This window comes from Saccharothrix obliqua, from assembly GCF_019375475.1.
GTDB lineage: Bacteria > Actinomycetota > Actinomycetes > Mycobacteriales > Pseudonocardiaceae > Actinosynnema > Actinosynnema obliqua.
This window is the reverse complement of the sequence record NZ_JAHXGQ010000004.1, coordinates 50312-62695: the sequence shown is the minus strand read 5'-3', so window position 1 is coordinate 62695 and position 12384 is coordinate 50312. Positions and strand designations below refer to the sequence as shown.

General features: G+C 72.5%; 9 protein-coding genes. 4 read left to right on the top strand and 5 right to left on the bottom strand.

Annotated features, from left to right (window positions below; translation table 11 throughout):
* Positions 1-61: 61 nt before the first annotated feature.
* Both KZQ38_RS13820 and KZQ38_RS13815 read right to left on the bottom strand, forming a co-directional pair.
* Positions 62-889 (bottom strand): siderophore-interacting protein, encoded by an 828-nt coding sequence (locus KZQ38_RS13820; RefSeq protein WP_219442006.1) that lies wholly within the window; start codon positions 887-889, stop codon positions 62-64.
* A 13-nt stretch (positions 890-902) separates the two neighbouring features.
* Positions 903-3167 carry an ATP-binding cassette domain-containing protein gene (locus KZQ38_RS13815; protein ID WP_219442004.1) on the bottom strand — a complete coding sequence of 755 codons (2265 nt, stop codon included), beginning with the start codon at positions 3165-3167 and terminating at the stop codon, positions 903-905.
* Positions 3168-3241: 74 nt separating this feature from the next.
* Here KZQ38_RS13815 and KZQ38_RS13810 point away from each other — a divergent pair, with 74 nt between their 5' ends.
* The 3 genes from KZQ38_RS13810 to KZQ38_RS13800 all read left to right on the top strand — a co-directional run bounded on the left by KZQ38_RS13810 (position 3242) and on the right by KZQ38_RS13800 (position 5819).
* The gene (locus tag KZQ38_RS13810) at positions 3242-4036 is read left to right on the top strand and encodes a TetR/AcrR family transcriptional regulator C-terminal domain-containing protein (RefSeq protein ID WP_219442002.1); all 795 of its coding nucleotides are present in this window, start codon (positions 3242-3244) and stop codon (positions 4034-4036) included.
* A complete protein-coding gene (locus tag KZQ38_RS13805; protein ID WP_308258391.1) occupies positions 4020-4814 on the top strand; it encodes a putative protein N(5)-glutamine methyltransferase in 795 nt (264 codons plus the stop codon). Before KZQ38_RS13810 ends, KZQ38_RS13805 begins: the two co-directional genes overlap by 17 nt.
* Before the next feature lie 225 nt (positions 4815-5039).
* Entirely contained in the window at positions 5040-5819 is a 780-nt protein-coding gene (locus tag KZQ38_RS13800) for an abortive infection family protein (protein WP_219442000.1), read from the top strand.
* Between the two features lie 67 nt (positions 5820-5886).
* Here KZQ38_RS13800 and KZQ38_RS37070 read toward each other — a convergent pair whose 3' ends face one another.
* From KZQ38_RS37070 to KZQ38_RS13785, 3 genes are all read right to left on the bottom strand, one after another.
* Positions 5887-8250 (bottom strand): GDSL-type esterase/lipase family protein, encoded by a 2364-nt coding sequence (locus KZQ38_RS37070; RefSeq protein WP_219441998.1) that lies wholly within the window; start codon positions 8248-8250, stop codon positions 5887-5889.
* Positions 8251-8512: 262 nt separating this feature from the next.
* Positions 8513-10654 (bottom strand): ATP-binding protein, encoded by a 2142-nt coding sequence (locus KZQ38_RS13790; RefSeq protein WP_219441996.1) that lies wholly within the window; start codon positions 10652-10654, stop codon positions 8513-8515.
* Positions 10655-10779: 125 nt separating this feature from the next.
* Positions 10780-11709 (bottom strand): GNAT family N-acetyltransferase, encoded by a 930-nt coding sequence (locus KZQ38_RS13785; protein ID WP_219441993.1) that lies wholly within the window; start codon positions 11707-11709, stop codon positions 10780-10782.
* A gap of 61 nt (positions 11710-11770) precedes the next feature.
* On the opposite strand from KZQ38_RS13785, the gene KZQ38_RS13780 reads away from it, so the two are divergent.
* Positions 11771-12352, top strand: a complete 582-nt coding sequence (locus tag KZQ38_RS13780) for a PadR family transcriptional regulator (protein ID WP_219441991.1) — start codon at positions 11771-11773, stop codon at positions 12350-12352.
* The last annotated feature ends 32 nt before the right edge of the window (positions 12353-12384 follow it).

The window sequence follows — 12384 nt, the reverse complement described above, 5'->3', positions numbered from 1 at the left end:
GCGGGCCGGCGGAGTAGTCGCCTCCCGGTGGGCCCCGGGCGCTCCGGGGCCCACCGGCGGGTCAGTCGGCGACGCGTTCCTTGGCCTCGGCGATGTCCTCCTCGGTGGGTGCGTCGTCCTGGGTCAGGGCGAGCCGCCAGTAGCCGGTGAAGTCGATGCGCCGCTTGTCCACGCCCCGGTCGTCGACCAGGTGGCGGCGCAGGCCGCGGACGACGCCGGCTTCGCCGGCCAGCCACGCGTAGGGCGTGCCGGCGGGGAGGCGGGCGGCGCGCACCGCGTCGAGCAGGCCGGTGCCGCGGCCGGGTGGGGTGTCGCCGCGGTGGACCCAGTGGAGGTCGAGGTCGGCCGCGGTGTCGAGGGGCTGGTGCTCGGTGGCGTCGCGGACCTCGACGTAGGCGGTGGTGGGGAAGCCGGCGGGCAGGGCGGCGAGGTGGGTGGCGATGGCGGGCAGGGCGGTCTCGTCGCCGGCGAGGAGCAGCCAGTCGGACCTGCCCAGCGGCTTGCGGTAGGCGGCGGAGGGCCCGTAGCGGCCGAGGGTGTCGCCGGGCTGGGCGTGCTGTGCCCAGCGGGTCGCGGGGCCGGCGTCGGGGTGCAGGACGAAGTCGACGTCGATCTCGTGGGTGTCGGGGTGGTGGGCGCGGACGGTGTAGCTGCGCATCCAGGGGCGTTCGGGTTCGGGGATGGCCTGGTACGCCTGGTACCAGCCCATCCCGTACTTGTCGTCCTTGGCGGCGGGCAGGTCGGGCACGGGGTGGCCGTTCTTGGGGAACAGCAGTTTGAGCTGCTGGTCGGGCCAGGTGGGGAAGTCGTCGAGGCCGTCGCCGGTGAACCGGACGCGGGTGACGTGCGGGGTGATCGGGTGGGTGGCGGTGACGCGCAGGAGTGGCACGGTTTTCCCCGGGTCAGCTGTGGTTGACGTAGGTGCGCAGGTGGCGTGCGGTGAGGGTGTCGCCGTCAGCGACGAGCTGGGCGGGTGTGCCGGTGAAGACGACCTGCCCGCCGTCGTGCCCGGCGCCGGGGCCGAGGTCGATGATCCAGTCGGCGTGCGCCATGACGGCCTGGTGGTGCTCGATGACGATGACGGTGTTGCCGGCGTCCACGAGGCGGTCGAGCAGCGCGAGGAGCTGGTCGACGTCGGCGAGGTGGAGGCCGGTGGTGGGTTCGTCCAGGACGTAGGTCGACGCGCGCTCGCCCATGTGGATGGCGAGCTTGAGGCGTTGCCGCTCGCCGCCGGAGAGGGTGGTCAGCGGCTGGCCGAGGGACAGGTAGCCGAGACCGACGTCGGCCATGCGGTCGAGGATGGCCCTGGCCTGCTTCTCGGTGAAGAAGTCGCGGGCCTCGGTGACGGGCATGGCGAGCACTTCGCTGATGTTCCGGCCGCGCAGCCGGTGTTCGAGGACCTCGGCGGTGAACCGCTTGCCGCCGCACTCCTCGCAGGTGGTGGCGACGCCGGCCATCATGGCGAGGTCGGTGTAGATGACGCCGAGGCCCTTGCACTTGGGGCACGCGCCCTCGGAGTTGGCGCTGAACAGGGCGGGTTTGACGCCGTTGGCCCTGGCGAACGCGGTGCGGATGGCGTCCAGGAGCCCGGTGTAGGTGGCGGGGTTGCTGCGGCGCGAGCCGCGGATGGGTGACTGGTCGACGGTGACGACGTCGTCGCGGGTGGCGACGGAGCCGTGGATGAGGGAACTCTTGCCGGAGCCCGCGACGCCGGTGACGACGGTGAGGACGCCCAGGGGGATGTCCACGTCGACGTTGCGGAGGTTGTGCAGGTCGGCGCCGGTGATGGCGATGTGCCCGGTGGGCGTGCGGGGTTCGGTGCGCAGTCGGGCGCGGTGGTCGAGGTGGCGGCCGGTGAGGGTGTCGCCGGCGCGGAGGCCGGCGACGGTGCCGGTGTAGCGGATCTCGCCGCCGTGGGTGCCCGCGCCGGGGCCGAGGTCCACGACGTGGTCGGCGATCTCGATGGTCTCGGGCTTGTGCTCCACCACGAGGACGGTGTTGCCCTTGTCGCGCAGGCGCAGGAGGAGTTCGTTCATGCGCTGGATGTCGTGGGGGTGCAGGCCGACGGTGGGTTCGTCGAAGACGTAGGTGACGTCGGTGAGCGCGGAGCCGAGGTGGCGGACCATCTTGACGCGCTGGGCCTCGCCGCCGGAGAGGGTGGCGGACTGGCGGTCCAGGCTGAGGTAGCCCAGGCCGATCTCGACCAGCGAGTCGAGGGTTTCGCGGAGGGTGGCGATCATCGGCGCGACGGAGTCGTCGTCGATCTTGGCCACCCAGTCGGCGAGGTCGCTGATCTGCATGGTGGAGCAGTCGGCGATGTTGAGGCCGTCGATGCGCGAGGAGAGCGCGGCCTGGTTGAGGCGCGCGCCGCCGCAGGAGTGGCAGGCGGTGAAGGTGGCGGCGCGGTCCACGAAGGCGCGGGTGTGGGCCTGGAGGGATTCGCGGTCCTTGGTGAGGAAGAGCCGCTGGACCTTGGGGATGAGCCCTTCGTAGGTGACGGTGTTCTTGCCGATCTTGACCTTGGTGTTCTCCTTGTGCAGGAAGTCGGCCCACTGCTGCTCGGTGTAGTCGGCGAGCTTGGCGTCCGGGTCCACGAAACCGGAGGTGGCGTAGATCTGCACGTACCAGGAGTCGACGGTGAAGCCGGGCACCTTGATCGCGCCCTCGTTGAGCGATTTGTCGCGGTCCACGATCTGGTCGAGGTCGATGGCGGAGACGCGGCCGAGTCCCTCGCACTCCGGGCACATGCCCTCGGGGAGGTTGAAGCTGAACGCGCCGGAGCCGCCGACGTGGGGCGTGCCGAGCCTGCTGAACAGGATGCGGAGCATGGTGTGGGCGTCCGTGGCGGTGCCGACGGTGCTGCGCGAGTTGGCGCCCATGCGCTCCTGGTCGACCACGATGGCGGCGCTGAGGTTGCGCAGCGCGTCGACGTCGGGGCGGCCGAGGTTGGGCATGAAGGATTGGATGAACGCCGTGTAGGTCTCGTTGATGAGCCGCTGCGACTCGGCGGCGATGGTGCCGAACACGAGGGACGACTTGCCGGAGCCGGAGACGCCGGTGAAGACGGTGAGGCGGCGTTTCGGGATGTCGACGTCGACGTTCTTGAGGTTGTTCTCGCGTGCGCCTCGGACTTCGATGACGTCGTGGCTGTCGGCGGCGGTGGCCATGCCCTGCTTCCCCCTGGTTTGTTTATGCCGTAAAGTCCGGGACAGGTTAGTTTACGGTATAAGGAGATGCAAGCGTGGTGGTGTTCGCCGGGCAAGGGGACGCGCGCCGGTCGATCTCGCTGCTGTGGCGCGTGGCCGAGGGCGGTGCGCCCCGGCCGGGGCTGAGCGTGGACGCCGTCGTGGACGCCGCCATCGCGGTCGCCGACGAGCAGGGGATGGGCGCGTTGTCCATGCGTGCCGTGGGCGAGCGGCTGGGCCGCACGGCGATGGCGCTCTACACCTACGTGCCCAACAAGGCCGAGTTGGTCGACCTGATGTACGACAAGGTGCTCGGCGAGCTGCCCTCCGCGTACCCGCTCGACGACGGGTGGCGGCCCGCGCTGGCCGCGTGGGCGGGCGACGTGCGGGCGTTCTACCTGTGGCACCCGTGGGTGTTGCAGGTGTCGCAGGCGCGGCCGGTGCTGGGGCCCAACGAGTTCACGATGCTGGAGACGCTGCTGGGCATCCTGCGCGAGACGGGGCTGTCCGCCGTGGTGCTGCGTGGTGTGGTGGGCGCGGTGGGGCAGTTCGTGCGGGGCATGGCGGGGGTGATCGCCGACGCGCGGCGTGCGGCGCGGGAGACCGGCGTGTCGGACGAGGAGTGGTGGTACGCGCGGACGCCGGTGCTGGCGGAGTACGCGGCGGAGCTGAGCGAGCGGTTCCCGCTGTCGGCGTGGATCGGCGAGGTGGAGCCGCCCGCGGCCGACGAGTGCACGCCGTACCTGGAGCGGGAGGCGGAGCGGAACTTCGCGATCGGCCTGGAGGTGCTGCTGGACGGCATCGAGGCCGCTGTCGCCCGGTCGGCGGAGGGAGGTGGGACCGATTCCTGACTTCGCGTTCGATTTCGACTTCGACGAGGTGGTCGCGCGGCTGAGAGCCGCGGGGTGCGTGTTCGCCGAGGACGAGGCGCGGTTGCTGGTCGCGTCCGCCGGGTCGGCGGCGGGGTTGGCGGAGTCGGTGGCGCGCCGCGTCGCCGGCCTGCCGCTGGAGCAGGTGCTGGGCTGGGCGGAGTTCCGGGGACTGCGGATCGCGGTCGAGCCGGGCGTGTTCGTGCCGCGCCGCCGCACCGGGTTCCTGGTCGAGCGCGCGGCGCCGTTGGTGCGGCCCGGTGCCGTCGTGGTGGACCTGTGCTGCGGGTCCGGCGCCGTGGGCGCGGCGTTGGCGGCCGAGGCGGCGGCGGTGGTGCACGCGGCCGACGTGGACCCGGCGGCCGTCCGGTGCGCGCGCCGGAACCTGGACCCGGAGCGGGTGCACGAGGGCGACCTGTTCGCCGCGCTGCCCCCGGCGTTGGCCGGTCGGGTGGACGTGCTGGTGGCGAACGCGCCTTACGTGCCGACCGACGCCATCGGCACGATGCCCCCGGAGGCCCGCGACCACGAGCCGCTGGTGGCGTTGGACGGTGGTGCGGACGGCTTGGACGTGCAGCGTCGGGTGATCGCGCAGGCCCCGGCCTGGCTGGCTCCGGGTGGCGCCCTGCTGATCGAGACCAGCGCCGCCCAGGCGGGGTCGACGGCATCAGCCTTCACGGCCGCCGGGTTCACCGCCGACGTGGCGCGTTCGGCGGAACTGGACGCGACCGTCGTGATCGGCCGGCTCGGGACGCCCTGAGCCCGGGTTCCCTGCCGTGCTTGGCGCCCGGCTGCTCGCCACTCTCGACTGGCGACCCCGTTGGCTACGCTTCGCGTCCATGCCGAAACTCTCCGCTATTCCACTCGTGGTGGTAAGCGTCCGCGCCGTGGCCGAGTTCAGGGCTGCGGCACGAGCCCACGAGGAGAAGGCCCGAGTGTGAGAGACCTGATCAGCCGCAGCACCCGCGGCCAGTTCCGCCGGCTCATGACCGACATCAGCAGTTACATGCGCGTCGCCGACGCGTTCCAGGACGAAGGTTTCGCCCCCAAGCCCGACTACGCCCGAGGCGACTCCGACGTGCGGCGGGCCGTCACCCAGCACTACCTCGAAGCCGTCGACTGGACCGACCCCGCCCATGTCGGCCGCGCCTGCCGGGCATTCGAGCGGCTGCTCGCCGAATTGGCCCCCGGCACCGCCGAGCTGCGACGCTTCCACGACTCCCTGCGCCGCGACGGCTGCACCGTCGACCCCGCGACCGGCTGGATCACCCCGCCCGCCGACCCCACCCCGCTGCGGTCCCTGGCCGCTCTCGTCGACGCCTCCGGCATCCAGGAACAACTCGACCGCATCCAACGCACGATCATCGACGACCCCGCCCTGGCCATCGGCAGCGCGAAGGAACTCATCGAGAGCACCGCCAAGGCGGTACTCACCGAATGCGGCCGCCACGTCAACGACAAAGACGACCTCCCCGCACTCGCACGCGCTGCCCAGGAAACCCTCGGCCTGCACCCCTCCAGCTGCTCACCCGGCCCCGACGGCAGCGACGCCGTCCGCAAGATCCTCGGCGCCGTCACCACCATCGCCATCGGACTCGGCGAACTCCGCAACCGCGGCTACGGCACCGGCCACGGCGCGGCAGGCCCCCGTGTCGGGCTCCACCCCCGACACGCACACCTCGCCGTCAACGCCGCGGTCACCTGGTGCCAACTCCTGCTCGACACCCTCGCCGACCCCGACGCCCCCTGGCACAAGACCCCCTAACGCCTACCGACCGGCGGTCGAGCCGGCCACGGTGGGTGGTGGCCGGTCGTGGCCACCACCCACCGGGTCAGGCGGGGTCGCCGCCGTTGTTGAGGAAGGCCCGCACCGCCCCGTCGTCCGGCTTCACCAGCAGGTAGTCGTCGCGGCCGTCGCCGTTGACGTCGGCGAACGTGATCATGCTGAGCGCCGATCCGTCCACGCCGCTCGCGACCTGGCCGCGTGACACCCAGCCGGGGGTGGAGCCGGTGTCGCCGCCGATGTTGAGCCACGCGTGCACCACGCCGGTCCTGCGGTCGACCTTGAGGTAGTCGTCGCGCGGGTCGCAGTTCATGTCGGCGAACACCAGCTCGCCGCCGCCCGCGCCCGAGGCGATCTGCCCGCGGGGGATCCAGCCCGGGTTCCCGCCGGAGTCGCCGCCCGTGTTGATCCACGCGTCCACCGCGCCATCGGGGTGCACCCACAGGTAGTCGTCCCGGTCGTCACCGGTGACGTCGGCGAAGCGCACCTCGGGACTCGGCGCGCCCACACCGCCGGCGATCCGACCGCGCGACACCCAGCCCGGGTTCCCGCCGGAGTCACCGCCCGTGTTGATCCACGCGTCCACCTCGCCATCGGGGCGCAACCAGAGGTAATCGTCACGCCGGTCGCCGTTGATGTCGGCGAAGACGACCTCGGAGGCCGGTGCGCCCACGCCGGAGGCGATCCGACCGCGCGAGATCCAGCCGGGGTTGGCACCGGTGTCGCCGCCGGTGTTGAGCCAGGCGTCCACCGCGCCATCGGGGTGCACCCGCAGGTAGTCGTCGCGCCGGTCGCCGTTGATGTCGGCGAAGCTGATCTCGAAACCGGTCGCGCCGACACCGGAGGCGATCTGGCCCCGGTCGATCCACCGGCCGGGAACATCGGAGCAGCCGGGGTTGCCGGAACCGGGCGGGCCGATCCAGCCGGCGTCCGCCGCGTCGATGACACCGCGGTAGAACGCCGCGGCCAGCTTCTGGTAGCCCCGGTCGTCGGGGTGCAGCCCATCGGCCAGGTTGGCCGTCGTGACCGCGTTCGTGTCGACCAACGTGACGTGCTTGCCCGCTCGCCGCCGTTCCGCCACCACGTCGGGGATCGCGCGGTTGTAGGCCGCGATCCGCTGCTGCGTCACGGGGTTGGCGGCCGGCACGATGGTCGAGACCACCAGCGTGGTCTGGGGAGCGGCGCGGAAGATCTGGTCGATCAGGCCGCCGAGCCGGGCCGGCGCCCCGCCGGGATCGGTGTTGTTGTTCATGTCGTTGGTGCCGAGGTGCAGCAGCACGACGTTGGGCTGGTGGACGGCCAGCGCGGCGTCGGTGATGCCGGCGACCTGCCCGATCGTCCAGCCGCTGTGCCCCTCGTTGGGCAGGGCGCCCGGCCCCGAGCGCTGGGAGCCGACGAGTTCGACCGGGCCGCCGAGTCCGGCCAGCTCCCGCAGGCCCGCCAGGTAACCGGAACCGTCCGAACTCGCGAACCCGTACGTGATCGAGTCGCCCAGCGGCATGATCCTCAGGCTCCCGACGCCCCGCCGCGCCAGCTCCTGCACCATCCTGAGGATGGTGTTGGCGACGTTGGAGTTCAGCAGGTCGGCCAGCCCGTTGAGCGGTGTCCGCCAGTTGGTGAAGATCGCCGCGTACCGGCGGAGCGCTAGCTGGATGCTCTCGATCAGCCCCTGCGTACCGCCGGTGAGGAACTCCACCAACCGGCCGAGCAGCGCGCCGCCGACCGCGCCGGCGAGGGCGACGGCGAGCGTCTGGCCCCACGCCTGCCCGTCGATCGGTTTGCCGTCCAGTTTGACGCCGATCAGTTCGGTGACAGCCGCGCCCAACGCGCCGCCCACGGCTCCGCAAACCGGTGCCGCCGCCGGCGCACCGACGTTGAAGGCCAGCAGGCACAACGCGGCGGAGGCGGCGCCCGCGGCGAAACCGGCGAGGCTCGCCACCAACTTCTTCCAGAAACCGTCCCAGAAACCGGCGGTGCCGATGTCGCCGGCCGGCACCACGAGCACCACGCTCTCGCCGACGGCGTGGATGGCGCCGCCGAACCTGATGCCGTCCTCGGCCCGCGGTGCGAAACCGACGCTGTCGCGCTGGAACCGCAGCGTCAACGCCTGGCTCAGGGACAGGCCCCTGCCCATGTCGGCGCGCGTGGTGTCGACCACCTGGCCGATCGCCTGCCGCCACTGGTCGGGCCGCTGCGTGACACCGAAGTCGAGGACCGCCACCAGGTCGTCGTCGGTGTTCGCCAGCCGGCGCAGGTCACCGGCGTCGCCGGCGCAGCCCAGGCGCAGCCCGCTGCTGCCGTCGGGGACCGGTTGACCGGCGAACGACGAGCCGAACGACTCGCACCCGTCGTCGCCCACCGCGACCGCGGGCTGGACGCCCACCAGCAGCGACGCCAGGACGGCGATCACCACGCCGACACAGGTCGAGGCTCTGCTTCTCCGGTCGACCACGGGTCGTGCGGTCGCGAATGCCGACGGACTGCGTAACAGAAGGTTTCTCACAAACCGTCAGCATGCCGACGGCGGTCTTCCCGTCGCGCGAACGCGACCCGAACGGGCTCGGATCATGCCCTTTCCGACCACCGCGGGAATCCCACCACCGGCCGCCTGGTCGATCCGCGTCAGCCGCGGGAACCGTCAGCGCACCAACACGGGCTGCCCCGGCCGGTTCTTCCTACTGGGGCCGCACGCCGTCGTCGAGTTGCCGTTGGACGCGTGCGGCGTCCTCGTCACGTCCCTGTTCCCGGTACAGGTCCAGTGCTTCCCGCCAGGCGGTGCGGGCGTGGTCGTGCTGGAACAGGGCGGCGTACGGCCGGCCCAGCCGGTCGAGGATGCCGGCGGCCGCGTACGTGTGGCCGCGGTCGCGGACGATGGCGAGCGCCCGCCGGTAGTGGGTGATGGCCTGGCGGTGATGGCCCGCGTGGTGGGCGATGTACCCGAGGCTCTCCAGGGCGGCCGCCTCACCTTCCGAGTTGTGGTGGCGGCGGTGGAGGTCGAGGGCGGCTTGACAGTGGGCGCGGGCCGTGTCGTGGTCGCCGAGTCGGGCTGTGAACCAGCCCGCCTTGTTGAGCGCCTCGGCGGCCGGCACGGGCTGGTCCAGGGCGACGTAGAGGTCCCGGGCCCGGGTGACGTGGTCCAAGGCCCGCCGGTGGTCCCCCCGCTGTCCCCAGAACCAGGCGGCCATCTGGTGGGTACGGGCCTGCTCGGCGGTGTCGTGGTGCTGTTCGGCCAGGGCGAGGGCCCGGTCGAGGTGCCCGATCGCCTCCTTGTGGCGTCCGAGGCTGACGTAGGCCAGGCCAAGGAACCGATGGGCGAGAGTGCGCGAGCCGGGATCGGGCAAGTACGCCGCGGCCGCCACCGCGGCCCGCCACACGGCAAGCCGGTCGTGGCGGTGTCCGCGCCGTACGTGGAAGGTCCGCAGCACCCAGGCCAGCCGCCAGACGGTGTGGTGCCATCCGCGGGCGATGGCGGTGTGGTGCGCGGCCAGCAGGCAGGCGTGTTCGCTGTCGAACCAGGACATCGCCGCCGCCGCGTTCGAGAGCGTCCGGGCGTGGACGCCGGGCACCGGCGGATCGACCCGGATGGGTGGGCGTTCCGGGTGCAGCAGGCGGTCGGCGGCATACGCGGTGTGCAGGTAGAAGTCGACGACCCGGCGCAGCGCCGCATCCGCCAGGTCGTCGGGTAAGTGGTGGGTGTCGGTGGCGTACAGGCGAACGAGGTCGTGCATCCGGTACCGGCCGGCGGCGTCCCGGTCGAGCAGGCATGACTGCTCCAGGCCACGCAGGACCACGCGGGTGCGGGTGGTGGACAGACCGGTGAGGCCGGCGGCGGCGGCGAGGCTGATGTCCGGGCCGGGTGCGAGGCCGAGCAGCCCGAACACCCTGGCCTGCTCGTCGGTGAGGGTGCGCAGCGACCACGAGAGGGTCGCGGGCAGGCTGGCGGACGGGTCCTCGCTGTCCAGGGCGCCGAGACGGGTGGCGTGGTCCCGGAGTTCGGCGGCCAGCTCAGCCAGGGGTGGGTCGGGGGTGGTGCGGGCGCGGCCGGCGACGATCCCGAGTGCCAGGGGGAACCCGCCGCAGTACGCCAGCAGCTCCTCGACGGCGTCGGGTTCGGCCGCCACCCGCTCAGCGCCCAGTCGGGTGATCAACGCCTGCCGCGCTTCGACGGGTGCGAGCACCCCTACGCGCAGGTGGTGGGCGCCGCGTCGGATGACCAGGCTGCTCAGGTGCCGGCGGCTGGTGACCAGCACCGTGCAGGAACCGCCCGGCAGCAACGGGGCGACCTGCGTCGCGTCGATGGCGTTGTCCAACAGGATCAGCATCCGCCTGTCCGCCACCAGGCTCCGGAACAACGCGGCTCGGGCGTCCGGGTCGGCCGGGATCCGGCCGGGGTCGACACCGAGGGCGTCGAGAAAACGCCGCACCACGACAGGGGGATCCAGCGGCGCGTTGGCGGGGGAGAAGCCGTGCAGGTCGACGAACAGCTGTCCGTCGGGGAACCGGTCGAGGTGTTGGTGGGCGCAGCGCAGGGCGAGCCAGGTCTTCCCGATCCCGCCGGCTCCGGCCAGGGCGGAGATCACCACCGTGCCGCCCTGGCCGGCCGTTTCGTCCAGCGCCGCGCTCAACCGGGCCAACTCGTCGGCGCGGCCGACGAACCCCGCCGGGACCGGGGGCAACTGCCGTGGCACCGGAACGCCCTGCTGCGCGGCCCGCGCGGGGGCGGTCGACAGCGAGATGTGCCGGATGGTTCCCGCCTGCACCACCGGACCGATGTCCGCGCTACCGACCTGGTTGTGGACGGTGGCATCCTCCGTCATGCACGCCAGTCTGACCGGGCGCCGGCGTCGTCGCGGCGAGGTTCGACGACACCATCCTCATGGAGCACCCGGACCGGTCGCCCGCCACGCCGACTCGACGGCGCGTGATCCCGCGCCGGGACGCGTCACGCGCCCACCACGCCATCGGTGATCTCGCGGACCACGTCGAGCTGGCCGAGGTGGCGGGCGTACTCCTGGAGCAGGTGGAAGAGGATCCAGGCCAGGGTGGGGCGCGGGAGCGGGACGTCCCACCGGGCCGCCTGCTCGGCGAGGTCGTGCCGGGCGGCGATCTCGCGGGACCGGGCGCACTGCTCCAGGTAGAACGCGCGGACCCGGGCCGCGGTGTCGCCCTCCTCCAGGGCCCACTCGGCGTTCTCCACCCGCGGGTTGCCGCGGGGTTCGGGCACGTCCTCACCCGCGAACGTCCACCGCAACCACCGCAGCTCCACGTACCCGAGGTGCTTGACCAGGGCCAGCGGCGTCCAGCCGGACGGCACGCGGCTGGTGCGCAGGTCCTCTTCGGACAACCCGTCGACCTTGCGCAGCAGGGCGTCCCGGTAGAAGTCGAGGTACGCCGCGACCAACCGCACGGGGTCGGCGAGGTCGGTCGCGGGTTCGGTCGGCGCGGTGATGGTGGCGCGCACCCGGTCGCCGTCGACGGTCAGCCGCGCGCCCGCCCTGGCCAGGACGGTCCGCGCCGCGTGGTTGGCGGTGGCGGTCTCGGCGGTGACCGTCCGGATGCCGCGACCGGGCGCCTCCTGCACGACGCGGCACAACGCGGTCAGGCCGACGCCGCGACCGCGGGCCGACCGCGCCACCCACATGCCGGTCTCCCCGGTCGCGGTCAGGCGGATCATGCCGACGGTGCGACCGCCCGCCACGATCTCGTGGGCGTCGGCCAGGAAACCCCGGTAGAAGGCGCGGAACTCGTCGGGCCGGTCCGGCGTCCAGCCGGGTGGCATCACGTCGGCGGGGTCGGCGTCGGCCGAGGCGAGCGCGAGCAGCCGTTCCAGGCCGTCGTCGTCCAGCGGGCGCAGGCGGATCACGTCGGTCACGAGCCCCATCCTGGTGCCCCCTACCCTGGTCGCGGTACCGGATTACAGGCAGGCGGGAACGATGTCGGCGACGCGGTTGCTGGTCCTCGGCGTGGTGCGCGGTTACGGGCGGGCACACGGCTACCTGATCGGCAACGACCTGATGTCGTGGGGCGCGGGGGAGTGGGCCAACGTCAAGTGGGGCTCGATCTACCACGCGCTCAAGCAGCTCACCCGGGACGGTCACCTGCGGGACGAGCTGGTGCCGCCGGCCCGCACCGACTACCTGCTGACCGCCAAGGGCGAGCAGGAGTTCCAGCGGCTGCTGCGGGACGCGTTGCGCCACCCCGGCACGCGCCCGGACGCGTTGGGCGCGGGCCTCGCGCTGCTGCCCGCGCTGCGTCGCGCGGACGCCGTGGAGCTGCTGCGGGAACGGCTGTCCGCCTTGGAGGCCATGCGCGCGGACGCGCTCGACCAGGCCGGCAGGGGCGGTCGACCGGGGCACGTGCGGGAGCTGTACGGGTTGTGGGCGCACACCGCGGACACCGGCATCACGTGGACGCAAGGGCTGCTGGCGCGGCTGGAAGCGGGTGAGCACCCGATGGCGGGCGAGCGTGATTCGCCGGGAACGCCCGGGAGCTGGGCTACACTCAAACTTGAGTAGCCTAGGGGGAGCGCTGAACACAGCTCTGACGC

Coding starts and splice junctions, on each gene's coding strand:
- KZQ38_RS13815 (WP_219442004.1), bottom strand. CDS start 3,167: ATGGCCACCGCCGCCGACAGCCACGACGTCATCGAAGTCCGAGGCGCA.
- KZQ38_RS13800 (WP_219442000.1), top strand. CDS start 5,040: ATGACCGACATCAGCAGTTACATGCGCGTCGCCGACGCGTTCCAGGAC.
- KZQ38_RS13790 (WP_219441996.1), bottom strand. CDS start 10,654: ATGACGGAGGATGCCACCGTCCACAACCAGGTCGGTAGCGCGGACATC.
- KZQ38_RS13780 (WP_219441991.1), top strand. CDS start 11,771: ATGTCGGCGACGCGGTTGCTGGTCCTCGGCGTGGTGCGCGGTTACGGG.